Source organism: Actinomadura madurae (assembly GCF_047130825.1).
GTDB classification, from domain to species: Bacteria; Actinomycetota; Actinomycetes; order Streptosporangiales; family Streptosporangiaceae; genus Spirillospora; species Spirillospora madurae.
Map to the genome: position 1 here is coordinate 9,839,631 of NZ_CP083237.1, position 24,058 is coordinate 9,863,688.

19 protein-coding genes are annotated in these 24,058 nt (G+C 74.8%); 16 read left to right on the forward strand and 3 right to left on the reverse strand.

Features of this window, described 5'->3' with window-relative positions; all coding sequences use genetic code 11:
* Window positions 1-245: 245 nt before the first annotated feature.
* Genes K8Z49_RS46140 through K8Z49_RS46150 form a run of 3 tightly spaced genes read right to left on the reverse strand, consistent with a single transcriptional unit; the run spans window position 246 to window position 5,036 of the window.
* Window positions 246-2,714 carry a transglutaminase TgpA family protein gene (locus K8Z49_RS46140; protein WP_075019889.1) on the reverse strand — a complete coding sequence of 823 codons (2,469 nt, stop codon included), beginning with the start codon at window positions 2,712-2,714 and terminating at the stop codon, window positions 246-248.
* Window positions 2,711-4,018, reverse strand: coding sequence for a DUF58 domain-containing protein (locus K8Z49_RS46145; protein WP_412517062.1), 1,308 nt, complete (start codon window positions 4,016-4,018; stop codon window positions 2,711-2,713). Before K8Z49_RS46145 ends, K8Z49_RS46140 begins: the two co-directional genes overlap by 4 nt.
* Window positions 4,019-4,022: 4 nt before the next feature.
* Window positions 4,023-5,036 (reverse strand): AAA family ATPase, encoded by a 1,014-nt coding sequence (locus K8Z49_RS46150; protein WP_021599721.1) that lies wholly within the window; start codon window positions 5,034-5,036, stop codon window positions 4,023-4,025.
* 404 nt (window positions 5,037-5,440) lie between these two features.
* On the opposite strand from K8Z49_RS46150, the gene mraZ reads away from it, so the two are divergent.
* From mraZ to K8Z49_RS46230, 16 genes are all read left to right on the forward strand, one after another.
* A complete protein-coding gene (gene mraZ, locus K8Z49_RS46155; RefSeq protein WP_021599720.1) occupies window positions 5,441-5,872 on the forward strand; it encodes a division/cell wall cluster transcriptional repressor MraZ in 432 nt (143 codons plus the stop codon).
* 244 nt (window positions 5,873-6,116) lie between these two features.
* Window positions 6,117-7,097 carry a 16S rRNA (cytosine(1402)-N(4))-methyltransferase RsmH gene (rsmH, locus tag K8Z49_RS46160; RefSeq protein WP_021599719.1) on the forward strand — a complete coding sequence of 327 codons (981 nt, stop codon included), beginning with the start codon at window positions 6,117-6,119 and terminating at the stop codon, window positions 7,095-7,097.
* A complete protein-coding gene (locus K8Z49_RS46165) occupies window positions 7,094-7,849 on the forward strand; it encodes a hypothetical protein (protein ID WP_075019891.1) in 756 nt (251 codons plus the stop codon). The genes rsmH and K8Z49_RS46165 overlap by 4 nt, the downstream gene beginning before the upstream one ends.
* 34 nt (window positions 7,850-7,883) lie before the next feature.
* The gene (locus K8Z49_RS46170) at window positions 7,884-10,109 is read left to right on the forward strand and encodes a peptidoglycan D,D-transpeptidase FtsI family protein (protein WP_083597227.1); all 2,226 of its coding nucleotides are present in this window, start codon (window positions 7,884-7,886) and stop codon (window positions 10,107-10,109) included.
* 81 nt (window positions 10,110-10,190) lie between these two features.
* Window positions 10,191-11,735, forward strand: coding sequence for a UDP-N-acetylmuramoyl-L-alanyl-D-glutamate--2,6-diaminopimelate ligase (locus tag K8Z49_RS46175; RefSeq protein WP_024935570.1), 1,545 nt, complete (start codon window positions 10,191-10,193; stop codon window positions 11,733-11,735).
* The gene (locus K8Z49_RS46180; RefSeq protein ID WP_075019892.1) at window positions 11,732-13,114 is read left to right on the forward strand and encodes a UDP-N-acetylmuramoyl-tripeptide--D-alanyl-D-alanine ligase; all 1,383 of its coding nucleotides are present in this window, start codon (window positions 11,732-11,734) and stop codon (window positions 13,112-13,114) included. The genes K8Z49_RS46175 and K8Z49_RS46180 overlap by 4 nt, the downstream gene beginning before the upstream one ends.
* On the forward strand, window positions 13,111-14,169 hold the full coding sequence (gene mraY, locus K8Z49_RS46185; protein WP_021600466.1) for a phospho-N-acetylmuramoyl-pentapeptide-transferase: 1,059 nt from the start codon (window positions 13,111-13,113) through the stop codon (window positions 14,167-14,169). The genes K8Z49_RS46180 and mraY overlap by 4 nt, the downstream gene beginning before the upstream one ends.
* Window positions 14,151-15,602: a UDP-N-acetylmuramoyl-L-alanine--D-glutamate ligase gene (gene murD / locus K8Z49_RS46190; protein ID WP_075019893.1), complete on the forward strand. Its 1,452-nt coding sequence runs from the start codon at window positions 14,151-14,153 to the stop codon at window positions 15,600-15,602. The genes mraY and murD overlap by 19 nt, the downstream gene beginning before the upstream one ends.
* A 1-nt stretch (window position 15,603) precedes the next feature.
* Window positions 15,604-16,857: a putative lipid II flippase FtsW gene (gene ftsW / locus K8Z49_RS46195; protein WP_024935567.1), complete on the forward strand. Its 1,254-nt coding sequence runs from the start codon at window positions 15,604-15,606 to the stop codon at window positions 16,855-16,857.
* Between the two features lie 37 nt (window positions 16,858-16,894).
* Window positions 16,895-17,989: an undecaprenyldiphospho-muramoylpentapeptide beta-N-acetylglucosaminyltransferase gene (murG, locus tag K8Z49_RS46200; protein WP_021599423.1), complete on the forward strand. Its 1,095-nt coding sequence runs from the start codon at window positions 16,895-16,897 to the stop codon at window positions 17,987-17,989.
* Complete coding sequence (gene murC / locus K8Z49_RS46205) at window positions 17,986-19,407, forward strand: UDP-N-acetylmuramate--L-alanine ligase (protein WP_021599422.1); 1,422 nt, start codon at window positions 17,986-17,988, stop codon at window positions 19,405-19,407. Before murG ends, murC begins: the two co-directional genes overlap by 4 nt.
* 61 nt (window positions 19,408-19,468) lie before the next feature.
* Window positions 19,469-20,218 carry a cell division protein FtsQ/DivIB gene (locus K8Z49_RS46210; protein WP_075019896.1) on the forward strand — a complete coding sequence of 250 codons (750 nt, stop codon included), beginning with the start codon at window positions 19,469-19,471 and terminating at the stop codon, window positions 20,216-20,218.
* A 260-nt stretch (window positions 20,219-20,478) separates the two neighbouring features.
* Window positions 20,479-21,957 carry a cell division protein FtsZ gene (gene ftsZ, locus K8Z49_RS46215; protein WP_024935566.1) on the forward strand — a complete coding sequence of 493 codons (1,479 nt, stop codon included), beginning with the start codon at window positions 20,479-20,481 and terminating at the stop codon, window positions 21,955-21,957.
* Window positions 21,954-22,682, forward strand: a complete 729-nt coding sequence (pgeF, locus tag K8Z49_RS46220) for a peptidoglycan editing factor PgeF (RefSeq protein WP_024935565.1) — start codon at window positions 21,954-21,956, stop codon at window positions 22,680-22,682. Before ftsZ ends, pgeF begins: the two co-directional genes overlap by 4 nt.
* On the forward strand, window positions 22,679-23,407 hold the full coding sequence (locus K8Z49_RS46225; protein ID WP_412517063.1) for a YggS family pyridoxal phosphate-dependent enzyme: 729 nt from the start codon (window positions 22,679-22,681) through the stop codon (window positions 23,405-23,407). The genes pgeF and K8Z49_RS46225 overlap by 4 nt, the downstream gene beginning before the upstream one ends.
* 105 nt (window positions 23,408-23,512) lie before the next feature.
* Entirely contained in the window at window positions 23,513-24,049 is a 537-nt protein-coding gene (locus K8Z49_RS46230; RefSeq protein ID WP_021598408.1) for a cell division protein SepF, read from the forward strand.
* Window positions 24,050-24,058 lie beyond the last annotated feature (9 nt).

The window sequence follows — 24,058 nt, forward strand, 5'->3', positions numbered from 1 at the left end:
AGCGGCGTCTGGAGCGGAGTTCTGCGGAGTGGAGGGCGACGCTCAGTCCGGTTTTTCGGGGGGCTGGGGGTCGTCCCCCAGATGGACATTGAGCGGCCGAGTGTCCTCCGGGGACGTCCCCGGACGGCGCCCGGCCGGCGGGAGTCTTCAGATCGTCCCGGCCGTTCGCGGGCCGACCGCGAGGCCGGGACGAACGCGTGTCCGGGGGCCCGTGCGTCCGGGGTCCCGTGTCCGGAGTCGGCCGCCTACCGGCGGCGCAGGCGGGCCGGCAACTCGTTCAGGCGGGCGGTGACGTCGAGGACGCGGTCCGCCGCCGTGCGGAACGCGGAGCGGGTCTGCGCCACCGTCGACGGCGGCATCAGCCGGGCGCGCCACCGGGCGCGGCGCCCCACGGACGAGGCGAACGCCTCACGGACCGTCCGGACGTCGGCGCGCAGCCGCTCCGCCGGCTCGCTGGGACGGGTCCGCGAGTAGCGCGCCAGCTCCTCGGCCCTGGCGATGCGAGTGAGGGCGCGTGTGCCCTCCGCGTCCAGTTCGAGCAGCTCCCCGAGCCGGCGCGCGGTGGCGCGCGGGGAGTCGCTGGCCCGCCATTCCAGCCCGTGGTCGAGAGCGTCGGCGCGCAGCTCCCGCCAGGCGGCGTGCGCCGCGCCGGCCGGGTCGGCCGAGGGCGCCCGCGCCCGGCCCGGCCGGCGCGGGGAGGGATCGGCCGGCGGCGGGGCGAGCGCCGTCCAGCGGCGGCGCCGGGTGAGCATCCGCACCGTCATCGGCACGGCCATCAGCAGCAGCGCCAGCACCGCGCCCGCGAGCCAGGGCGCCGCGGCGAAGCCGCCCTCGTCGCCGTCCTGGGCACTGGTGGACCCGCCCGGGCCCTCGTCGTTGCGGTGGCCGGGCCCGGTGGTCGGGGACGCGGTCGCGGAGTCCTCGGGGGAGGAGCTCTCCGGCGACGGCGCGGTCTCGCTCTCGGGGCCGGCCGTGCTGATGGCGGGCTCGCTGTAGCCGGGCGCGACGGCGGTGCCCTGGCCGGCGGCCCCGGCGGGCGTCGGCTCGAAGCGCACCCACCCGGAGCCCTCGAAGTACAGCTCCGGCCAGGCGTGCGCGTCGCGCGACCGGACGACCCACTCGCCGGGCCTCACCTCCGAGCCCGGGGTGTAGCCCATCGCCACCCGGGACGGGATGCCGAGGATCCGGGCCATCAGCGCCATCGCCGCGGCGAACTGCTCGCAGTAGCCGCGCTTGCTGTGCAGGAGGAAGTCGACGAGGTCGCTGCCGTGCTGCGGCGCCGGCGCCGACAGGTCGTAGGTGAACCCGCCGTTCAAGGTGAACCAGCGCTGCAGCCGCACCGCCTGCGTGAGCGCGGTGGCCGACCCGGCGGTGACCTGCGCGGCGAGCCTCCTGACCTGCTGCGGGACGTTCTTGGGCACCGCGGTGTAGTGCGAGACGATGTCGGCCGGGTAGGCGCCCGCGGCGGCCAGCTGGCCGGCGGACGGCGTCGCGCGCAGGCTCTTGACGGTGTAGGAGCGCCCGCCCGCGGAGTCGCGGAGCGAGTAGACCATGAGGGAGGGGGCGTGCACCCGCCAGTCGCCCCTGATCGAGACCTGGGACGGGGCGTACGGCACCGGCAGGAACGTCATGTTCCTCACCTCGGGCCGCACCCGTACCCGGGTCGTCACCTCGTGCACCGACGCGATGCCCAGGCCGGGCGGGGGCGGCAGGTCGCGGTCGTCGCTCACCCGGTCCCTGGAGCTGCTCTTCAGCGGGCTGTAGGTCCAGCGGTCCCCGTCGAACTGGTCGAGGGCGTAGAGGCGCAGGTAGCCGGGGCTCTCCCTGTCGTCGGTCCGGTAGGTGAGGACGACCGAGTCGTCCAGCCGGGTCAGCTCCCGCTTCAGGCTGACCAGCGGGTCGGGCGTCGTCACGGTCTGCGTGCCCTGGCCGGCGCCGCCGCCGAAGCCGAAGAAGCCGCGCGGCTGCAGGCCCGGGACGGCCGCGGGCACCAGCACCGCGACGGCGACCGCGCCGGCCGCGATCCGGCGGCCGCTCGCCGCCAGCGCCGACGTCTCGGGCAGGGCGGCGGCCTCCCCGGGGTGCGGCGCCGTTCCGGCCATCGGGACGACCCGCGGGCGGCGCCGCGTGGTCACCGTCCGGCCCCACCCGCCGACCTGCTCGCGGGCGTCGGCCATCAGCAGGGCCAGGAAGCCGCACGCGCCGAGGCCGAACGCGAGCCAGCCGACGCCGTCCTCGCGGACAGCGGCGGGCACGCTGTACATGGCGAGCAGCGGCAGCCCCGCGGGCGCGGTGCGGTGCAGCCGCACGGCCAGCAGGTCGACCAGGACGGCGACCAGGCCGATGCCGGCGGCGGTCAGCATCGAGATCCCCGGGACGAGCGGGACCGGCGCCGCGTACCGGTTGGCCGCCCGCCAGCCCTCGTCGGTGAGGGCGCCGAGGTACTGCACCGACTCCGGGGTCGGGACGAACCCCAGCCACGCCTCGTCGGAGGCGTAGACCAGGTTGAGGTACAGGATCAGGGCGACCAGCCCGAACAGGAGCCCGACCAGCGCGGGCATCCGCATCCGCCGGGCCAGCAGCCCGCCGCCGGACACCGACAGCACCGCGCCGAACCCGGCCCAGAACCATCCGGCCTGCTCGTACAGCGGGTACAGGCCGAGCGAGCCGGCGAGCGTCGCCAGCGCGGCCATCACCGTCATCCGGATCCTCATGAACCGTCCTTGACGAAGTCCTCGCCTGCCTTGCCGGCCTGCGTCCACGCCCCGGCCAGCTCCGCCGCGGACCGGATGGTGGCCACCCGCCAGCCGCCGGCGCGCAGCAGCCCCGCGGCCGTCCCGTCACCCGTCCCGTCACCCGTCCCGTCACCCGTCCCGTCGCCGGCGGGCGCCCCGGCGGCCGGCCCGCCCTGCACCAGGACCGCCACGTACGTCCCGGCGCCGCGGCGCACCGCGGCCACCGTGCGGGCCTCCTCGTCCGACAGCGTGCCGAACACCGCGATGACCAGCCCGTTCCCCTCCCGGCCGCCGTGCTCGCCGGTCCCGCCGCGCAGCGCGGCCAGCCCGGCCGACAGCGATCCGCTCTTGGACCGGCGGGCCACGGCCAGCGCGTCCAGCAGCAGCCCTTCGAACGCCCCCTCCGACGGCGCGGCGGGCAGCGCCTCGCCCCGGTCGGTGACGTACCGCAGGCTCATCCCGGTGCGGACGAGGTGGACGCCGATCGACGCGGTCGCCGACACGGCCTGCTCGAACGAGCCGCCCGGCCCGTCGCCCCAGTGCGCGGAGCGGCGGGTGTCGAGGAACAGCGTCCCGCTGCTCTGGAAGTGCTGCTCCTCGCGCCGCACCATCAGCTCCCCGCGCCGGGCGGTGGACCGCCAGTGCACGCGGCGCAGGTCGTCGCCGTGCCGGTAGTCGCGGGGGGCGACGTCGTCCTCGCCCGCGGCGGAGACCGCGCGGGCGATGCTGTCGCCGCCGCCCGCCCACCCGCCGGCCAGCCGGCTCGCCGGCAGCGGGACGATCGCCGGCGTCACGGTGAGCGTGTCGGACAGGCTGAACGAGCGGAGCAGCTCCACCATCCCGAACGGGTCGGCGAGCCGGACCGTCAGCGGCCCCACCCGGTACCGCCCGCGCACGTCCGAGCGGATCCGGTAGCCGAGCTCGCGGGTGCCGTGCGGCTCGATGCGCTCCAGCACGAACCGGGTGCGCCCGCCGAGAGCGTAGGGGACCCGGTCCTCCACCATCAGCAGCCCGCTCGGCAGCCGCGACACGTTCTCCAGCCGCAGGTCGACGCGGGCCTCGCGGCCGACCGGCAGCCGCGCCGGCTCCAGCCGCCGCGCGCACGCCAGGCGGTACCGGGTCCGCGACACCGCGAGCGTGCACAGCAGCGGCAGCACCAGGACGAGCACGCCGGCGCGCAGCAGGTCGCGCTCGCCGAGCACGACCGCGCAGACGATCGCCGTCGCCCCCGCCGCCACGAAGGACCGTCCGCGTGTGGTCAGGCCGGCCAGCGCCCGTCGCACCGGGTCACTTCCCGGGGGAGGGCACCGGCAGCCGCTTCACCAGGTCGGCGACCACCTGCTCGGGACGGCGCCGCTCCACCTGCGCCTCGGCGGTCGGCAGCAGCCGGTGCGCGAGGACGGGGACGGCGAGTTCCTGGACGTCGTCGGGGACGACGTAGTCGCGGTCGTCGAGCGCGGCGTACGCCCGCGCGGCCCGCACGAGGTGCAGCGTCGCCCGCGGGGAGGCGCCGAGCCGCAGCTCCGGGTGCCGCCGGGTGGCGGAGACGAGGTCGATGGCGTACTGCCGCACCGGGGGCGCGACGTGCTGGCGCCGCACGACCTCGATGAGGTCGCGGACGTCCTCGGCGTGCGCGACCGGGGTGAGCCGGTCGAGCGGGGACGTCTCGCCGTGCGTGTCGAGCATCTCCAGCTCCGCGGCCGGGTCCGGGTAGCCCATCGAGATGCGGGCGGTGAACCGGTCGCGCTGGGCCTCGGGCAGCGGGTAGGTGCCCTCCATCTCCACCGGGTTCTGCGTGGAGATCACCATGAACGGCGGCTCCAGCGTGTAGGTGGTGCCGTCGACCGTGACCTGCCGCTCCTCCATGCACTCCAGCAATGCGGACTGCGTCTTCGGCGACGCCCGGTTGATCTCGTCGCCGACCACGATGTTGGCGAAGATCGGCCCCGGCTTGAACTCGAACTCGCGCAGTTCCTGGTTGTAGGCGCTGACCCCGGTGATGTCGCTGGGGAGCAGGTCGGGCGTGAACTGGACCCGGCGCACCGAGCAGTCGATCGAGCGCGCGAGCGCCTTCGCGAGCATCGTCTTGCCGACCCCGGGCACGTCCTCGATCAGCAGGTGCCCCTCGGCCAGCAGCACCGTCAGGGCCAGCCGCACCACCGAGGGCTTCCCCTCGATCACCGACTCCACGGCGTCCCGGATCTTGTTCGCCACCTGGGCGAGCCCGTCGAGACCGCCCGGCGCGTCGTGGCCCCGCGCGCCGCGCCGGGCCGGGTGGGATGCCGGGGGGTCGGTCTCCATGAACGACTCGCCGTGCGTGCCTACTGCCACCAAACCCTCCTCAGCCGTTCCAAACGACAGTACGTCGTCGGAAGGCCCACTGCGATGTTCATGTGGAACGCGAGCCAATTGTGCTCTACGGGAAGGACGGCAAACGCCACTCCCGGCCCACCACTTCCCTCCACCCCGCCCCTCCGACCCCGTCCGGTGCGCTTCCGGCGGCCGGTCGTCGCGTCGGCGCGCCCCGCCGCGCCGCGCGGGCGGGCCCGCTGGGCCCCACTCGACACCACCCTCCCTGACCTGCGGATTCGCGCGGCAGAACGGCGCACGGACGGTGTTTTCCTTGTTGACGGTGGGGAAGAGTGGAGTAGAGTGGGGCGCCGTGGGGGGCGGTAGCGCCCCATGCGGCGCGGGAGGTGGGGCCGGTGTTCCTCGGCACCCATTCCCCGCGCCTCGACGACAAGGGACGACTGTTCCTGCCGGCGAAGTACCGCGAGGAGCTGTCGGGGGGATTGGTGATCACGAAGGGCCAGGAACGCTGCCTGTACGTCTTCCCCATGGCGGAGTTCCAGCGGATTACCGAAGCCCTGCGTGCCGCCCCGGTCACCGAGAAGGCGGTGCGGGGCTACAGCCGGGTCTTCTTCGCCAGCGCCTCGGACGAGGTGCCCGACAAGCAGGGCCGCGTCACCATTCCTCCGCCCCTGCGCAAGTACGCGGGGCTCACCCGCGACTGCACGGTCATCGGGGCCAACACGCGTCTGGAGATCTGGGACGCCCAGGCCTGGGAGACCTACCTGGAGCAGGAGGAGCAGACGTTCTCCGACGTCTCGGAGGAGGTGTTGCCAGGGATCCTCTGAGAAACGACTCGTCGGTCCGTTGACCGGCACTGGCCCACGTTCGGCCAGGTCTCCAGCCGCTCTCCGAGCCAGCTGGCGCAGCTTCCCCGGTGCCAGACGGCGACCCCCCGCGGGCAACGCGGTGATCTTCCTCAGGGCAGCGGATGGGGACCTGGCCGGGCGAGGCCGCCGCCGGGGGTGGGGACGGTCCGGGCCGGCGATGCCACACAGTCCGCGAGCGAGGTGGCAGTACAGGGGGTGAAGCATGGACGTGGGGAACCACGCGAACGGCGCCGGTCACGTACCGGTGATGCTCGGTCGCGTTCTGGAGCTGCTCATCCCCGCCGCCGAGGCCGTCACCGGCCGCGCGCCCGTGTACCTCGACGCCACGCTCGGCATGGGCGGTCACGCCGAGGCGATGCTGCGGGCCGTCCCGGAGCTGCGCCTCATCGGCCTCGACCGCGACACCACGGCGCTGGAGCGGTCCGCGCGCCGCCTCGCCCCGTTCGGGGACCGCGCGACCCTGGAGCACGCCGTCTACGACGAGATCCCCGCGGTGCTGCGCCGGCTCGGCGTCCCCGCGGTGGACGCCGTCCTGTTCGACCTCGGCGTCTCCTCCCCGCAGCTGGACGAGTCCGGCCGCGGCTTCGCCTACTCGTACGACGCCCCGCTCGACATGCGGATGGACCGGACGCAGAGCCTCACCGCGGCGGAGGTCGTCAACGGCTACCCGCCCGCCGAGCTCGCCCGCATCCTGCGCGAGTACGGCGAGGAGCGGTTCGCCCAGCGGATCGCCGCGGCGATCGTCCGGGAGCGCGAGCGCGCCCCGCTGGAGTCCACCCGGCGGCTCGCCGACCTGGTGCGCACCTCGATCCCGGCCGCGACGCGCCGCACCGGCGGCAACCCGGCCAAGCGGACGTTCCAGGCGCTGCGCATCGAGGTGAACGGCGAGCTCGACATCTGGCGCCGGGCGCTGCCCGCCGCCCTGGACGCGCTCCCGGTCGGGGGCCGGGTCGCCGTCCTCAGCTACCACTCCCTCGAGGACCGCATCACCAAGCAGGTCCTCGCCGCCCAGGCGGCCGACACCACCCCGCCGGACCTGCCCGTCCCGCTGCCGGAGCACGAGCCGAGGTTCCGGCTCCTGACCCGCGGGGCCGAGCTGCCGTCCGACGAGGAGACCACGACCAACCCACGGGCCGGATCGGTGCGGATGCGCGCCGCGGAGCGGGTCCGGGAGGCGACATGACGACGACGAGCAGGCGCCCGCCGGCCAGGACGCCGAAGAAGCGGGCCCCGGAGCGCCCGGACGGCGCCGCCCCGGCCAAGAAGGCACCGCCCAAGAAGGCACCGCCCAAGAAGGCGCCGGAGAAGAAGGCACCGGTCAAGGACGCGCCGTCCAGGGGCGGGTCCGCCGCCGCGAAGACGGCGAAGGCCACGGGCACGGCCGCCAAGGCCGCGCCCGCGAAGAGCGCGTCCGCCAAGAGCGCGAAGCCGGCCGCGTCGCGGCGCGCCGCCCAGGCGGCGCCGCGGACGCCGTTCGTGCTGCTCATCGTCGGCCTGCTCGGCGGCGCCCTGGTCAGCCTCCTGCTGCTCAACACCGTCCTCGCCAAGGACGCGTTCACGCTCACGCGGCTGCAGCAGAGCAACAAGCAGCTCGAACAGCAGCGCCAGGCCTACGAGGAGGAGATCGCGCGCGAGGGCTCCCCGCGGCAGCTGTCGAACAAGGCCGAGGCGCTCGGCATGAAGAAGGGCGAGGACCCGACCTTCTTCTCCACCGACACCGGCCGGCCGAGCGGCGGCCGGATCCGAGCCGTCCCGCACGCGGCCGCGGCGTCGGCCGGCGCGGCGGGCGTCCTCGGCGTCCCCGGCACCGTGGTGCCCGGCGACGGCGTCCCGCCCGCCGACACCCGCACCGGGGCGGGCCAGGGTTCCGGCCAGGGTTCCGGCCAGGGCGCGGGTCACCGCACGGGCCAGGGCACCGGGAACGGGGCGCCGTGATCGGACGCGGGCCCATCGGGGAGCGGGGGACACGGTGACGAAACGGCCGGGACGCGGTGCCGCCGGGCCCCCGCCCGGCCGGAAACGCGGCTCGGACGGGCGCGGTCCTCGCGGCGCGGCCGGGCGGGACGACAAGAACGGCCCGGGCGCGGCGCGCGCGTCCGGGCGTCAGACAGGTGGAACGCCGCGCCCGCCCGCCGGCGGGCGCGCCGACGGCGCGGGACGGCCGGGCAAGAAGGGCAGCGCCGCCCGCCGTCCCGCGCGCAGCGGCATGGTGCCCGCCCCCCGCAAAGAGGCCTCCCGCAAGGAGGCCGGGCCCAAGGGGGCCGGCACCGCCGGGACGCCCGCCCGGCAGGCCGCGCGGAAGGCGCCCGCCAGGACCGCCCCCGGTAAGAAGGACGCGGCCCGGACGGCGCGCGACGGCCGGTCCGCGCGCGCGAGTGGTGGGGCGCCGCGCGGCCCGCGGCCCGGCGGGTCCGGCGGCAGGCGGCCGCCGGGGCAGGGGCCGCGGCCCCGGATGCCGTTCCACCGGCGCGACCCCCTGAAGCGGCTCAACGTCGGGCTGCTCGTCGTCGCGTTCGTGCTGTCGCTGTTCGCGGGGCGGCTCGTCCAGCTCCAGACGATCGAGTCCGGCAAGTACACCGAGCAGGCGATGAAGCAGCGGGTGCGCGACATCACGCTGCCCGCCGTGCGCGGCGACATCACCGACGCGCAGGGCAACCCGCTGGCGATGACGGTGGAGGCGCGGGCGATCTTCGCCGACCCGTCTCTGATCAAGCCGGAGAAGCGGCAGCCGATCGTCAACGCGCTGGCCCCGACCCTCGGGCTGAACCCGGCGACCCTGATGAAGCAGCTCAGCAAGACCGGCACCCGGTTCGTGTACCTGGCGCACGGCGTCCGTCCCGACCAGGCGCGGCTGGTCAGCTCGTGGAACTTCCTCGGTATCGGGACTTTGCCGGAATATCGCCGGGAGTATCCCAACGATTCGCTGGCGGCGAGCGTCATAGGGTTCGTGAACGACTCGGGGAAGGGCGCCGCGGGGCTGGAGAGCTCCCTGAACGGCATGCTCGCCGGGAAGGCGGGCTGGCAGCGGGTCGAGATCAGCCCCGAGGGCCAGCACATCCCCATGGGCGAGGACCAGAAGCGCCCCTCGGTTCCCGGGCGGAGCGTCCGGCTGACCCTTCAGCGCGACCTGCAGTTCGAGGCGCAGGAGGCGATCGAGAAGCAGGTCCGGGCCACCCGCGCGGACGGCGGCAGCGTGATCGTCATGGACCCGCGCACGGGCCGGATGCTCGCCATGGCCTCCGCGCCCGGGTTCGACCCGAACCACTACGCCGAGTCCTCGCGGTCCCGCTGGGGCAGCCCGCTCGTCCAGGACGCCTATGAGCCGGGCAGCACCGGCAAGGTCGTCACGGCCGCCGCGGTCATGGAGCACGGCGGCGTCACCCCGCAGACGCCCTACACCGTTCCGGACCGGATCAAGAAGTACGACGTGACGTTCCGCGACTCGCACCACCACGCTCCCGAGCGGCTCACGTTCGCGGGCGTGCTGGCCAAGTCCAGCAACGTCGGCACCATCATGGCCAGCGAGAGCATCACCTCGCAGCGGCTCTACCAGACGCTGCGCGACTTCGGGTTCGGCCAGAAGACCGGGCTGCCGCTGCCGGGCGAGACGCCCGGCCTGCTGGAGCCGCCGCCCGAGTGGTCCGGCACCGACCGCTACCCGATCGCGTTCGGCCAGACGGTGTCGGTCAACGCGGTGCAGATGGCGAGCGTGTACGCGACCATCGCCAACGGCGGCGTCCGCGTCGCGCCGAACCTGATCGCCGGCACCGTCGGGGAGCACGACAGGTTCACGGCGGCGCCGGAGCCCGCGCGCAGGCAGGTCATCAGCGCGCGGACCGCGCGGCAGATCAGCGACATGCTGGAGGGCGTCACGACCAAGGAGGGCACCGCTCCGAAGGCCCAGATCAAGGGCTACCGCGTCGCCGGCAAGACCGGCACCGCCGAGATCGTCAACCCGCGCTGCGGCTGCTACGACGGCGGCGGCTACACCGCGTCGTTCGCCGGGTTCGCGCCCGCGGACGATCCGCGGCTGGTCGTCCAGGTCGTCCTGCAGGACCCGAAGCGGGGCAGCCACTATGGTGGCGATGCGGCCGCTCCGGTCTTCAAGGACGTGATGAGCTTCGCCCTGCAGTCCGAGAAGATCCCGCCGACGGGGAGCCGCCCGCCGATCATCGAGATCCACGCCCGAGACTGACGGCAGCGAGTACCCTCCTCGCCTGTGAGTCCACCACCCGTGTCCCAGCAGTCCCGTTCCGCTCGCACCGAAAGAACAGCCATGCGTCCCACCACCAATCCGGCTCGCCCGCTGAGCGGGCTCGCGGCGGTCCTCGGCATCGGACGGGACGAACGGGACGGATGGGAGCGGGTCCGGGCCACCGGGATCACGCACGACTCCCGCGCGGTGCTGCCCGGCGACGTCTACGCGGCGCTGCCCGGCGCCCGCGCGCACGGCGCCCAGTTCGCCGCCCAGGCCGCCGGGGCGGGCGCGGTCGCGGTCCTCACCGACCCCGCCGGGCACGACCGGGCGGCGGCGGCGGGCCTGCCGGTCCTCGTGACGCCCGACGTCCGGGCGCGGCTCGGCGACGCGGCGTCCTGGGTCTACGGGGAGCCCGGGCGCGACATCACCCTCATCGGCGTCACCGGCACCAGCGGCAAGACCACCACGGTGTTCCTGCTGGACGCGGGCCTGCGCGCGGCGGGGATCGAGACCGGGCTGGTCGGCGGCGTGGAGATCCGGGTGGGCGGCGACCGGGTGCCGAGCGCGCTGACCACGCCGGAGGCCACCGACCTGCACGCGCTCCTGGCGATGATGCGCGAGCGCGGGGTCGGCGCCGCCGCGATGGAGGTCTCCAGCCACGCCCTCGTGCAGGGCCGGGTCGGCGGCGCCCGCTACGAGGTCGCGGTGTTCACCAACCTGTCCCAGGACCACCTGGACTACCACCCGACCATGCAGGACTACTTCCTCGCCAAGGCGCGGCTGTTCACCCCGGAGTACTCCCGCGTCGGCGTGATCAACCTGGACGACCACCACGGCCGCGAGCTGCTGGAGATCGCCACGGTCCCGGCGACGACGTTCTCGCCGTCCGGCGACCCGGCCGCCGACTGGCGGGCCGAGGACGTGCGCGTCGGCGCCGACGGCGGCGTGTTCCGCGTCGTCGGGCCCGGCGGCATCGAGGCCGACGGGGAGGTCCGGCTCGCCGGCCCGTTCAACGTCGCCAACGCGCTCGCCGCGATCGTGGCGCTGGTCGAGGCGGGCATCCCGCTGCAGGCCGCGGTCCGCGGGGTGGCGTCCCTGCCCGGCGTCCCCGGCCGGCTGGAGCGGGTCGACGAGGGCCAGGACTTCGTGACCCTGGTCGACTACTCGCACAAGCCGGGCGCGGTCGAGGCCGTGCTGAACGCGCTGCGGCCCGTCACCGAGGGCGACCTCGTCGTCGTGCTCGGCTGCGGCGGCGACCGCGACCGGGGCAAGCGGCCGCTGATGGGCGAGGCCGCCGCCCGGCTCGCCGACACCGCGTACTTCACCGACGACAACCCGAGGTCGGAGGATCCGCTCGGGATCCTCGCCGCTATGGTCGAGGGCGGGCTCAAGGTGCCGCAGCCCGAGCGCGCGCACATCGTCGTGGAGCCCGACCGCGCCGCCGCGATCGGCCTGGCCGTCGGCCGGGCCCGCCGCGGCGACGTCCTCGTCGTCGCGGGCAAGGGGCACGAGCAGGGCCAGAACGTGGCGGGCGAGGTGCATCCGTTCGACGACCGCGAGGTCGTCCGCGCGGCCCTCCGGCGCCGTACAGAGGGAACCAGAGGGGACGGGACGCAGGCGTGATCCCACTTCCGCTGTCGACGATCGCGGAGATCACGGGAGGCACCGCGCACGGGCCTCCCGACGTGGTGGTGAGCGGTCCCGCGGTCATCGACTCCCGCGCGGTGGAGCCCGGGGCGCTGTTCGCGGCGCTGAAGGGCGAGCGCGCGGACGGGCACGACTTCGCGTCCGGGGCGCTGGCGTCGGGGGCCGCGGCCGTGCTCGCGCAGCGCTCGGTGGACGGGCCGTGCGTGGTCGTCCCGGACGTCCAGGAGGCGCTCGGGCGGCTCGCCAGGGGCCTGCTGGAGCGGCTGCCGGACCTCACCGTCGTCGCCGTCACCGGCTCGGCCGGCAAGACCTCCACCAAGGACCTCATCGCGCAGGTCGTGAGCACCGCGGGCCCGACGGTCTACCCGCCCGGCTCGTTCAACAACGAGATCGGGCTGCCGCTCACCGTGCTGCGCGCCGGCGCCGAGACCCGCCACCTCGTCCTGGAGATGGGCGCGCGCGGGATCGGGCACATCGCCTACCTGACCGGCATCGCCCGCCCGGACGTCGGCGTCGTGCTGAACGTCGGCACCGCGCACGTCGGCGAGTTCGGCGGCAGGGAGAACATCGCCCGCGCCAAGGGCGAGATCGTGGAGGCGGTGCCGCCGGGCGGGACCGCCGTCCTCAACGCCGACGACCCGCTGGTCGCCGCGATGGCCGAGCGCACCGAGGGCGAGGTCGTCACCTTCGGCCGCTCCCCGGACGCCGTGATCCGCGCCGAGGCCGAGACCCTCGACGAGCGGGGCCGCGCCCGGTTCACCCTCGTCACGCCGGAGGGGGCGGCGCCGGTCGCGCTGCGCCTGCACGGGGCGCACGCCGTCCCGAACGCGCTCGCCGCGGCCGCCGCCGCGCGCGCGGCCGGGCTCGCCCCGGACGCGGTCGCCGCGGCGCTGTCGGACGCCGTGCCGGTCAGCCGGTGGCGGATGGAGGTCACCGAGCGGGCCGACGGCGTGACCGTGGTGAACGACGCCTACAACGCCAACCCCGACTCGACCCGCGCCGCGCTCGACGTGCTCGCGCACATGGCCCGCGGGCGCCGCGCGTACGCGGTACTGGGGGAGATGGCCGAACTGGGTGACTCGTCCGTGGCGGAACATGCCAAGATCGGGCAGCATGTCGCGCGCAGCGGGATCGCCGGACTCGTCGTCGTCGGCGCGAACGCGGCGGCGATGGCCGAAGGGGCCGGGCAGGTGGCGTCATGGACGGGAGAGTGCGTACAGGTGGATGACGTCGGCGCGGCGGTGACCGTGCTCAGGGAGCGGCTCGCGCCGCGGGACGTCGTGCTGGTGAAGGGCTCCCGCGTGGCCGGCCTGGAACGGGTGGCCGAGGCGATCCTCGCGGAGGACGGCCGATGACCAACATCATCCTCGCCGCGGGGATCGCGCTGATCTTCGTGATGGTCGGCACGCCGGTGTGGATCCGGATCGTGAACCGGCTGGGCTACGGCCAGATGATCCGTGACGAGGGTCCCGAGGCGCACCTGAACAAGCGCGGCACCCCCACGATGGGCGGGACGGTCTTCATCGTCGGCTCGCTGGTCGGCTACGCCGCGGCGCACCTGGTCACGGGCGAGGCGCCCACGATCTCGGGCATCCTGGTGCTGTTCCTGATGACCGGCCTCGGCCTGGTCGGGTTCGTGGACGACTACATCAAGGTGTTCAAGCAGCGCAGCCTCGGCCTGCGCAGCGGCGCCAAGATGATCGGCATCGTCCTCGTCGGCGTCGTGTTCGCCGTCGCGTCGCTGAACTTCCCCAACGGCTACGACATCACCCCCGCCGACCCCCACCTGTCCTTCCTGCGCGACTTCGGCCCCTCGATCGGCCCGTACCTGTTCGTGGTGTGGGCGCTGCTGCTCATCGCGGCCATGTCCAACGGCGTGAACCTCACCGACGGGCTGGACGGCCTCGCCGCGGGCCCGGCCGGCATGGTGCTGGCCGCCTACGTGATCATCGGCAACTGGCAGCTGCGCAACAGCTGCGCCGCCGCCCTCGCCCCCAACTGCTACAGCGTCCGCGACCCCCTCGACCTCGCGGTGGTCGCCGCGGCCGTGCTCGGCGGCGTGTTCGGGTTCCTGTGGTGGAACGCCCCGCCCGCGAAGATCTTCATGGGCGACACCGGCTCGCTCGCCCTCGGCGGCGTGCTGGTCGGCCTGGCCATCCTCACCCGCACCCAGTTCCTGCTCGCCATCCTGTGCGGGCTGATCGTGATGATCACGCTGTCGGTGATGATCCAGGTCGGCGGGTTCAAGCTGACCGGGAAACGGGTGTTCAAGATGGCCCCGTTGCAGCACCACTTCGAGCTGTCCGGCTGGGCCGAGACCACGATCGTCGTGCGCTTCTGGCTGATGTCGGCGCTGTTCACCGCGATGGGCATCGGCCTGTTCTACCTGGAATGGATGCCGAAGAAGTGAGCGACCGCCCCTGGGACGGCCTGCCCGTGTGCGTGGCGGGGCTCGGCGTGTCCGGCCGCGCCGCCGCCCGCGCCCTCGCCGCGCGCGGCGCCCGCGTCACCGTCGTGGACGCCCGCGACGGCGAGGAGCAGCGCGGGCACGCCGCCGAGCTGGAGGCCCGCGGGGTCGCGGTCCGGCTCGGCGACGGCGAGAGCCTCCCGGCGGGCACCGGGCTCGTCGTGACGTCGCCGGGCTGGCGGCCGGACGTGCCGCTGCTCGCCGCGGCCGCCGAGGCGGGCGTCGAGATCATCGGCGAGGTGGAGCTGGCGTGGCGGCTGCGTCCCGAGGGTGCCGCGCCGTGGCTGGCCGTCACCGGCACCGACGGCAAGACCACCGCCGTCCGGATGCTGGCGTGCATGCTCACCGCCGCCGGCCACCGGGCGCTCGCCGTGGGCAACGTCGGCACGCCCATCGTGGAGGCCGTGGGAGAGGACCACGACGTGCTCGCGGTGGAGCTGTCGAGCTACCAGCTGCACTGGTCGGACTCGCTCGCCCCGCGGGCGGCGGCGGTGCTGAACATCGCGCCCGACCATCTCGACTGGCACGGCTCCATGGACGCCTACGTCGCGGCCAAGGCCAAGATCTTCGCACCGGGCTGCGTGGCGGTGTACAACGCCGACGACGCCACGTCCGCCGCGCTCGCCGAGCGCGCGGGGGGCGTGCGCGGCCGGGCCGGGTTCACCCTGGAGGTGCCGCGTCCCGGCGAGCTGGGCGTCGTCGAGGAGCTGCTCGTCGACCGGGCCTTCACCGGCGACCCCGCGCGGGAGGCCGCGGAGCTGGCCGCGCTCGCCGACGTTCGCCCGTTCGCGCCGCACAACGTCGCCAACGCGCTCGCCGCCGCCGCGCTGGCCCGCGCGTTCGGGGTGCCGCCCGAGGCCGTCCGCGCGGGCCTGCGGGCGTTCGTCCCCGACCCGCACCGCATCCAGCACGTCGCCGACGTCGCCGGCGTCGCCTACGTCAACGACTCCAAGGCCACCCAGCCGCACGCCGCCGCCGCGTCCCTCGCCGCCTACGAGCCGGTCGTGTGGATCGCCGGCGGCCTCCTCAAGGGGCTGGACGTCGACGACCTGGTGCGCTCGTGCGCCGGGCGGCTGCGCGGCGTGGTGCTGATGGGACGCGACCGGCACCGGATCGCCGAGGCACTCGCGCGACACGCGCCGGATGTCCCCGTGGTGGACGTCCCCGACACCGACACTGGGGCCATGGACCGCGTCGTCACCGAAGCCTCCGGCCTCGCCCGCCCCGGGGACACCGTGCTGCTCGCCCCCGTCGGGGCGTCCTTCGACATGTTCGCCAACTACCCGGCCCGCGGGGACGCCTTCATCGCCTCCGTCGAGCGCCTGGCCGAGGGCGCCCGCCCCGGCCGCGGGGACGACTCCCGGAACCCCCGGTAACGTGACCGCCGCGGCGGAGGAGGAGGGCGCGCGGCGCCCGGGGCCGCGCGAGCAGGTGGTCGCCGCCGTCGGGCTGCTCGACCGTCCCCTCACCTCCTACTACCTGGTGCTCGGCTGCTCGGTGATGCTGCTCGCGCTCGGCCTGACGATGGTGCTGTCGGCGTCCAGCGTGAAGCAGCTCCAGGCGACGGGCTCGGCGTACACGCTGTTCCAGAAGCAGGCCATGTGGGTGGCGATCGGGCTGCCCGGCATGTGGGTGGCGTCCCGGCTGCCGGTCAAGACGTTCCGCGCGCTCGGCTACCCGCTGCTGCTGCTGTCGGTCGTCGCGCTGGCGCTGGTGCTGGTGCCCGGCCTCGGCCGCAGCGCGGGCGGCGCCACCCGCTGGGTCGACCTCGGCCCGGTGCAGATCCAGCCGTCCGAGCTGGCCAAGCTCGCCCTGGTGCTGTGGGGCGCCGACCTGCTGGCCCGCAAGGACCGGCTCGGCCAGCTCACCGAGTGGCGGCCGCTGCTGGTCCCGCTGATGCCGGGGGCGGGCGTGCTCGTCCTGCTGGTCATGCTGGGCAGCGACCTCGGCACCACGCTGGTCCTGCTCACGATCTTCCTGGCGCTGCTGTGGGTGGTCGGCGCGCCCGGACGGCTGTTCGTCGGCATCGCCGGCCTGGTGTGCCTGCTCGTGTCGATCCTCATCGTCGTCGAGCCGTACCGGATGCAGCGGCTCACCGGGTTCCTCGACCCGTCCGGCAACCAGCTCACCACCAACTACCAGGGCACGCAGGGGCTGTACGCGGTCGCCTCCGGCGGGCTGTTCGGCACGGGCCTCGGCGAGGGACGCGCCAAGTGGGACTACCTCCCGCACGCCGAGACCGACTTCATCTTCGCGATCGTGGGGGAGGAGTTCGGGCTCGTCGGCACCCTCGTCGTCCTCGCCCTCGTCGGGATGCTCGCCTACGCGGGGCTGCGCATCGCCCGGCGGGTGAAGGACCCGTTCACCCGGCTCGCCGCCGCGGGCGCCACCGCGTGGCTGGTGGTGCAGGCGATCGTGAACATCGGCGCCGTCATCGGCGTCCTGCCCATCACCGGGATCCCCCTCCCGCTGGTCTCCTACGGCGGCTCGGCGCTCATCCCGACCCTGTTCGCGCTCGGGATGCTGCTCGCCTTCGCCAAGCGGGAGCCCGGCGCGCGGCAGGCACTCTCCGCACGGGGTCCCGGACCGGTCGTGAGGGCTCTAAGCTGGCTGGGTCTGGCACGGCGTTAGATCCCCCATCGAACACGCTGAGGAGTTGTCAAGGAGCATGAGGGTTGTCCTGGCCGGCGGCGGCACCGCCGGACACATCGAGCCCGCCCTGGCGCTCGCCGACGCGCTGCGCCGCAACGACCCCAACACCGGGATCGTCTGCCTCGGGACCGAGCGGGGGCTGGAGACCCGGCTCGTCCCGCAGCGGGGCTACGAGCTCGCCCTGATCCCGCCGGTGCCGCTGCCGCGCACGCTGACCCCGCAGCTGCTGTCGGTGCCCGGCCGCCTGCGCGGGGCGATCAACGCGGCCGCGTCCGTCCTCGACCAGGCGCAGGCCGACATCCTGGTCGGGTTCGGCGGCTACGTCGCCACTCCCGGCTACCTCGCCGCGCGCAAGCGCAAGGTGCCGATCATCGTGCACGAGGCCAACCCGAAGCCGGGCCTGGCCAACAAGCTCGGCGCCCGCTTCACCGAGCACGTCGCGGTGTCGCACGCCGACTCGCCGCTGCCGAACGCCACGTTCGTCGGGATCCCGCTGCGCCGCGAGATCGCGGCGCTGGACCGCCTCGCGATGGGCGACAAGGCCCGCTCCTACTTCGGCCTGCTCCCCGACCTGCCCACGCTGCTGATCTTCGGCGGCTCGCAGGGCGCCCGCTCCCTGAACCAGGCCGCGGTCGCCTCCGCGCCGTACTTCCGGCAGGCGGGCATCCAGGTGCTGCACATCGTCGGGCCGAAGAACACCGAGGAGCCCGAGCCCGCGTCCGGCGGCCCGCAGTACGTCACGATCCCGTACTGCGACCGGATGGACCTCGCCTACGCCGCCGCCGACATGGCGATGTGCCGGGCGGGCGCGATGACGTGCGCCGAGCTGGCGGCGGTCGCGCTGCCCGCGGTGTACGTCCCGCTCCCGATCGGCAACGGCGAGCAGCGGCTGAACGCCGAGCCGATCGTCGCGGCGGGCGGCGGCATGCTGGTCGACAACGCCGAGCTGTCGCCCGACTGGATCGCCCGGAACCTGCTGCCGGTGCTGGCCGACCCGGCCCGCGTCGCGCACATGTCCGAGGCCGCCGGCCGGATGGGCCGCCGCGACGCCGACGTGGCGCTCGCCCGGATGGTCCACGAGGTGGTCCGCTCCGCGGGCGCCGCCCGATGAGCCTGATCGGCCCGGGGGAGGTGGTGCCGGCCGGCGAGCTCGGCCGGGTCCACTTCATCGCGATCGGGGGCGCCGGGATGTCCGGCGTCGCCCGCATCATGCTGCGCCGCGGCATCGGCGTGTCCGGCAGCGACGCCCGCGACTCCGAGCTGCTCGGCCAGCTCGGCGACCTCGGCGCCAAGGTCTTCGTCGGGCACGACGCCGCGCACGTCGGCGACGCCGACACGGTGGTGGTGTCCACGGCGATCCGGGAGAACAACCCCGAGCTGGTCGCCGCCCGCGAGCGGGGCCTGCGCGTCCTGCACCGCTCCGAGGCGCTGGCCTCGCTGATGGCGGGCCGCCGCGCGGTGGCCGTCGCCGGCACGCACGGCAAGACCACCACGACGTCGATGCTCACGGTGGCGCTCCAGCACGTCGGCGCCGACCCGTCCTACTGCATCGGCGGGCAGCTCGTCACCACGGGCCTCGGCGCCGACGAGGGGTCCGGGGACGTGTTCGTCGCGGAGGCCGACGAGAGCGACGGCTCGTTCCTCATGTACACCCCGCACGTCGCGGTGGTCACCAACGTCGAGGCCGATCACCTCGACAACTACGGCGGCTTCGAGATGGTGCGGGAGAACTTCGCGCGATTCGTCGACCGGGTCGAGCCGGGTGGGACGCTCGTCGCCGGCGCCGACGACCCGGTCGCGATGGAGCTGGCCGGCCGGGCGCGGGCGCGCGGGCTGACCGTGCTGACCTACGGCGAGGCCGAGGGCGCCGACCTGCGGGTGACCGGGTTCACCCCGCGCGGCCTCGGCTCCCGGTTCGAGATCGAGGGCGCAGGCGAGGTGGCGCTGGCCGTCCCCGGCCGGCACAACGCGCTGAACGCCGCCGCCGTCGTCGCGGTCGCGCGGTCCCTCGGCGTGGACGAGGCGTCCGTGCGGGAGGGCCTCGCCGGGTTCGGCGGCGCGATGCGGCGGCTGGAGCGCAAGGGCGAGGCGGGCGGCGTCGAGGTGTTCGACAGCTACGCCCACCACCCGACCGAGCTGATCGCCGACCTGGAGGCCACCCGCGGCTACCTGGGGGAGAAGGGCGCGCAGTCCGGCGTGCGGGGCCGGATCGTCGCGGTGTTCCAGCCGCACCTGTACAGCCGCACCCGGTTCTTCGCCGCCGAGTTCGGCGCGGCGCTCGGTCTCGCCGACACCGCGGTCGTCCTCGACGTCTACGGCGCCCGCGAGGATCCCGAGCCCGGCGTGACGGGCGCGCTGGTCGCGGACGCCGTCCCGGCCGGCACCGAGGCCGTCTACGTGCCCGTCCGGGACGAGGTGCCCGGCACCGCCGCGGCGCTCGCCCGCCCCGGCGACATCGTCATCACCCTCGGCGCCGGCGACGTGACGCAGCTCGGCCCGCTCGTGCTGGAGCGGCTCGCGGGCGCGTGAGTGACACGCCGCCGCCCGCGGGGTCGGCGGCGGACGGGGGGATCGCTGCCAAGCTTGGACCATGACCGAGGTGCGGGCGGACCGGCGGGAGGCGCCGGGCGAGGACGCCGCGGCGCCCGCCGCGCGCGGCCGCCCGAGCCGGTGGAAGGTCGTCTTCGTCACCCTGCTGGTGGTCGGCGCGCTCGGCGCGGTGTCCTGGGTGCTGCTCGGGTCCCGGCTGCTGGTGGTCCGGCACGTCGAGGTGACCGGCACCCAGCTGGCGCCCCGCGACCGCGTGGTCGCCGCCGCCGGGATCGATCTCGGGACGCCGATGGCGCGGCTCGCGGCGGGCACCGTCCAGGCCCGGGTGGAGCGGCTGCGCGAGGTCGAGTCGGCGAAGATCGAGCGGCACTGGCCGGGGACGGTGCGCATCGTCGTCCGGGAACGGGTGCCGGTGGCGGTCTTCGAGCGCCGCGGGCGGTTCCAGCTGCTCGACGAGCACGGCGTCACCGTCGCCGACGGCGCGACCCGTCCGTCCGGGCTTCCCGCGCTGACGGTCGCCTCGCCCGGACCGTCCGACCGGGCGACCCTCGCGGCGCTCGGCGTGCTGTCCGACCTGCCGGAACGGCTCGCCGCGAAGGTCGCCGAGGTCGAGGCGACCGGCCCGGAGGCCGTCACCCTGCACATGGACGGCGGCCAGACGGTGGTGTGGGGCGCGGCGGAGCGGGCACGGGAGAAGATCCGGTTGCTGGACGCCCTGCGGCGCACGGCGGCCGGGCGGGCCGTGCGGACCGTCGACATCAGCTCGCCCGAGGTGCTGAAGACCAAATGAACCACCGCCGAGGAACCGGGCAACCTGGGCGAACCCGTGCCGGCCGCGACACGCCGGTGGAGTTCGGGGGAGGTTAGTTGACCCTGGCGGTAAGGCCGCCCTACTGTCCGTATCAGTCCTCAGGTTGACATAAGTGTAAGCCTCAAGTTGAGGGTGAGGGTTCACCCCGCACCCCACATGCTCACAGGTCGGGAAACACCGCGACGGCACGGTCGGCAGACCGGGCAGGGCGGTCGGAGAGAGCGGAAAGGCCCCTCGTCGTGGCAGCACCGCAGAATTACCTCGCGGTCATCAAGGTCGTCGGCATCGGCGGCGGCGGCGTCAACGCCGTCAACAGGATGATCGAAGAGGGACTCAAGGGCGTCGAGTTCATCGCGATCAACACGGACGCCCAGGCGCTGCTGATGAGTGACGCCGACGTGAAACTGGACGTGGGCCGCGAGCTCACGCGCGGCCTCGGCGCCGGGGCCAACCCGGACGTGGGCCGCAAGGCCGCCGAGGACCACCGGGAGGAGATCGAGGAGGTCCTCAAGGGCGCCGACATGGTGTTCGTCACCGCCGGGGAGGGCGGCGGCACCGGCACCGGCGGCGCGCCCGTGGTCGCCAACATCGCCCGCTCGCTCGGCGCGCTCACCATCGGCGTCGTGACCCGGCCGTTCAGCTTCGAGGGCAAGCGCCGCGCCATGCAGGCCGAGGCCGGCATCGAGACGCTGCGCGACGAGGTCGACACCCTCATCGTGATCCCCAACGACCGGCTGCTGTCGATCTCCGACCGGCAGGTCAGCGTGCTGGACGCCTTCAAGGCGGCCGACCAGGTGCTGCTGTCCGGTGTCCAGGGCATCACCGACCTCATCACCACCCCCGGCCTGATCAACCTGGACTTCGCCGACGTCAAGTCCGTCATGTCGGGCGCCGGTTCGGCGCTGATGGGCATCGGCTCGGCGCGCGGCGACGACCGCTCGGTGGCCGCGGCCGAGATGGCGATCTCCAGCCCGCTGCTGGAGGCCAGCATCGACGGCGCGCACGGCGTGCTGCTGTCCATCTCCGGCGGCTCCGACCTCGGCCTCTTCGAGATCAACGAGGCCGCGCAGCTGGTCTCGAACGCGGCCGCGCCGGACGCCAACATCATCTTCGGCGCGGTCATCGACGACGCGCTCGGTGACGAGGTCCGGGTCACGGTGATCGCGGCGGGTTTTGACGAGGGGCGCCCTTCCAAACCGGCTCCGGAGCCGGAGAGCAAGCGGCTGCCCCCGCCCCCGCGTCCGGTCCCGCCGCCCGCCTCGGCCGCGCCGGCCAACCCGATCCCCAGCCGGGTCGGGCGGGCCGAGCCCGCCGGGCAGCAGGCGTCCGCCCAGCAGGGCACGCAGCCGTCGGTGGCGCAGGCCGCCGCCGCGCCGGCCGCGTCCGCCCAGTCCGCGCCGGCGCAGCGGCCCGAGAACGACCGGGCGCAGGCGTCCGGCCAGGGCCAGGACGCCCGGCCGGCCGGGCGCGGCGAGCAGCAGTCCCCGCCGGAGAACGCGCCGTCCGGGCAGCCGGGCCCGCCCGGCGACCGGGAGGCGGGCCCGCCCGGCGAGTCCGGCGGCTCCCGCGCCCCCGCGCCCCGCCCGTCCTCCGAGCAGCCCTCGTCCCGCGTGCACGCGGGCGAGAACGACGGCGGCCCCGCCTCCTCCGGGCAGCGCCGCCGTCCCGTGGTGTTCGACGAGGACGACGACCTCGACGTCCCCGACTTCCTGAAGTGATCACCACCGTCGCCCTGGGCGGCGGCGTCGGCGCCGGCTTCACCGCCCGCGCCGGCGGCGTGAGCGGGCCCCCCTACGACTCCCTGAACCTCGGCGGCGCGGTCGGCGACGACCCGGCCGCCGTCTCGGCCAACCGGCGCCGCGCCGCCGCCGCGCTCGGCGCCGACCCCGAGCGCACCGTGTTCATGCGGCAGGTGCACGGCGCGGACGTCGCGCACGCCACCTCCCCCGACATTCCCGGCGAGGCCGACGCGGTCGTCACGACCGTGCCCGGCCTCGCGCTCGCCGTCCTCGTCGCCGACTGCGCGCCCGTGCTGCTGGCCGACCCCGTCGCCCGGGTCGTCGGCGCCGCGCACTCCGGCCGCCCCGGCACGGCCGCCGGCGTCGTCCCGGCCCTGGTGAAGGCGATGCGCGAGCGGGGCGCCGAGCCCGCGCGGATGACCGCCGCCATCGGGCCCGCCGCGTGCGGCCGCTGCTACGAGGTGCCCGCCGCGATGCGGGACGAGGTCGCCGCCGCCGTGCCCGCCGCGTACGCCACCACCGCCAAGGGCACCCCCGGCCTCGACATCCGCGCCGGCGTCGCCGAGCAGCTCGCGGCGGCCGGGGTGGGCCGCGTGGAGACCGACCCGCGCTGCACGATCGAGGACCCGGGGCTGTTCTCCTACCGCCGCGAGGGCCGCACCGGGCGCTTCGCCGGATATGTCTGGCTGAAGGGCGACGGGTGAGCGGCGCGGAACCCGGCTCCGGGCGCCGCCGCGCCGAGATCGCCGAGGGCATCGCCGCGGTCCGCGAGCGCATCGCCGCCGCGTGCGCCGCCGCCGGGCGCGACGAGCGCGAGATCACGCTGATCGCGGTGACCAAGACCTTCCCCGCGTCCGATGTGCGGCTGCTGGCCGGACTCGGCCTCACCGAGGTCGGCGAGAACCGCGACCAGGAGGCCCGCCCCAAGGCCGCCGAATGCGCCGACCTCCCCCTCACCTGGCACTTCGTCGGGCGGCTGCAGACCAACAAGGCCCGTGCCGTGGCGGGCTACGCCGACGTCGTGCACTCGGTCGACCGGTCCCGGCTGGTCCGGGCGCTGTCGGACGCGGCCGTCCGCGCGGGCCGCACGCTGCGCTGCCTCGTCCAGGTGTCGCTGGACGAGCCCGCGGAGGAGCAGGGGCGCGCCGGGGTCGCCCCGGCCGGCGCCTCGGGACTGGCGGACGAGATCGCCGGGGCACCCGGCCTGGAGTTCGGCGGCGTGATGGCCGTCGCGCCGCTCGGCGCCGACCCGCTGCCCGCCTTCACCCGGCTCGCCGGGACGGCGGCGGAGATCAGGCGGAACCATCCGGGCGCCCGGATCGTCAGTGCGGGTATGAGCGGCGATCTGGAGCAGGCGATCGCGTGCGGCGCGACACACCTGCGGGTCGGTACGGCGTTGCTCGGCGGCCGACGGGCAATCGTCAGGTAATGTCCCCCCAGTGGTACCTGCCCGAACGTGGGTCGCCACGACGGATCAGTCCATCGGCGGGGCCGGACGCGCCCGGTACCGCCACCACAGGACTCGGAGGGGCGTATGGCCAGCGCGATGCGCAAGATGGCGGTCTACCTCGGCCTTGTGGAGGACGACCGCTACGACGACAAGTACGGCGAGTACGACGAGTACGAGGTCTACGACGAGGAGACCGACACCGGGCAGAGCCGCCGTCGCGATGACGAATCCGGCGGTCAGCTTACCCGAGCCGACGAGGCCTCGGACCGGGATCGCGACCATCACTCCACGTCCACGATCGAGCGACGCTCCGTGGCGCTCTACGAGAGCGGTACCACCGACCTCGCTCGTATCACTACGCTGCATCCGAGGACCTACAACGAGGCGAGGACGATCGGGGAGCACTTCCGGGAGGGAACACCCGTGATCATGAACCTGACCGAGATGGTCGACAGCGACGCCAAGCGTCTCGTCGACTTCGCGGCTGGTCTCGTGTTCGGCCTCCATGGGAGCATCGAGCGTGTTACGAACAAGGTGTTCCTGCTGTCGCCCGTCAACGTGGAGGTGACGGCGGAGGACAAGGCCCGGATGGCAGAACGAGGGTTCTTCAACCAAAGCTGAGACGCACAT

Excerpts from the sequence above, each read along its gene's own strand:
- rsmH (WP_021599719.1), top strand. The coding sequence starts at position 6,117 with ATGGACGTGGGGAACCACGCGAACGGCGCCGGTCACGTACCGGTGATG.
- murG (WP_021599423.1), top strand. The coding sequence starts at position 16,895 with ATGAGGGTTGTCCTGGCCGGCGGCGGCACCGCCGGACACATCGAGCCC.
- K8Z49_RS46150 (WP_021599721.1), bottom strand. The coding sequence starts at position 5,036 with ATGGAGACCGACCCCCCGGCATCCCACCCGGCCCGGCGCGGCGCGCGG.
- K8Z49_RS46165 (WP_075019891.1), top strand. The coding sequence starts at position 7,094 with ATGACGACGACGAGCAGGCGCCCGCCGGCCAGGACGCCGAAGAAGCGG.
- K8Z49_RS46210 (WP_075019896.1), top strand. The coding sequence starts at position 19,469 with ATGACCGAGGTGCGGGCGGACCGGCGGGAGGCGCCGGGCGAGGACGCC.
- K8Z49_RS46140 (WP_075019889.1), bottom strand. The coding sequence starts at position 2,714 with ATGAGGATCCGGATGACGGTGATGGCCGCGCTGGCGACGCTCGCCGGC.
- K8Z49_RS46230 (WP_021598408.1), top strand. The coding sequence starts at position 23,513 with ATGGCCAGCGCGATGCGCAAGATGGCGGTCTACCTCGGCCTTGTGGAG.
- murC (WP_021599422.1), top strand. The coding sequence starts at position 17,986 with ATGAGCCTGATCGGCCCGGGGGAGGTGGTGCCGGCCGGCGAGCTCGGC.
- mraY (WP_021600466.1), top strand. The coding sequence starts at position 13,111 with ATGACCAACATCATCCTCGCCGCGGGGATCGCGCTGATCTTCGTGATG.
- K8Z49_RS46175 (WP_024935570.1), top strand. The coding sequence starts at position 10,191 with ATGCGTCCCACCACCAATCCGGCTCGCCCGCTGAGCGGGCTCGCGGCG.
- murD (WP_075019893.1), top strand. The coding sequence starts at position 14,151 with ATGGATGCCGAAGAAGTGAGCGACCGCCCCTGGGACGGCCTGCCCGTG.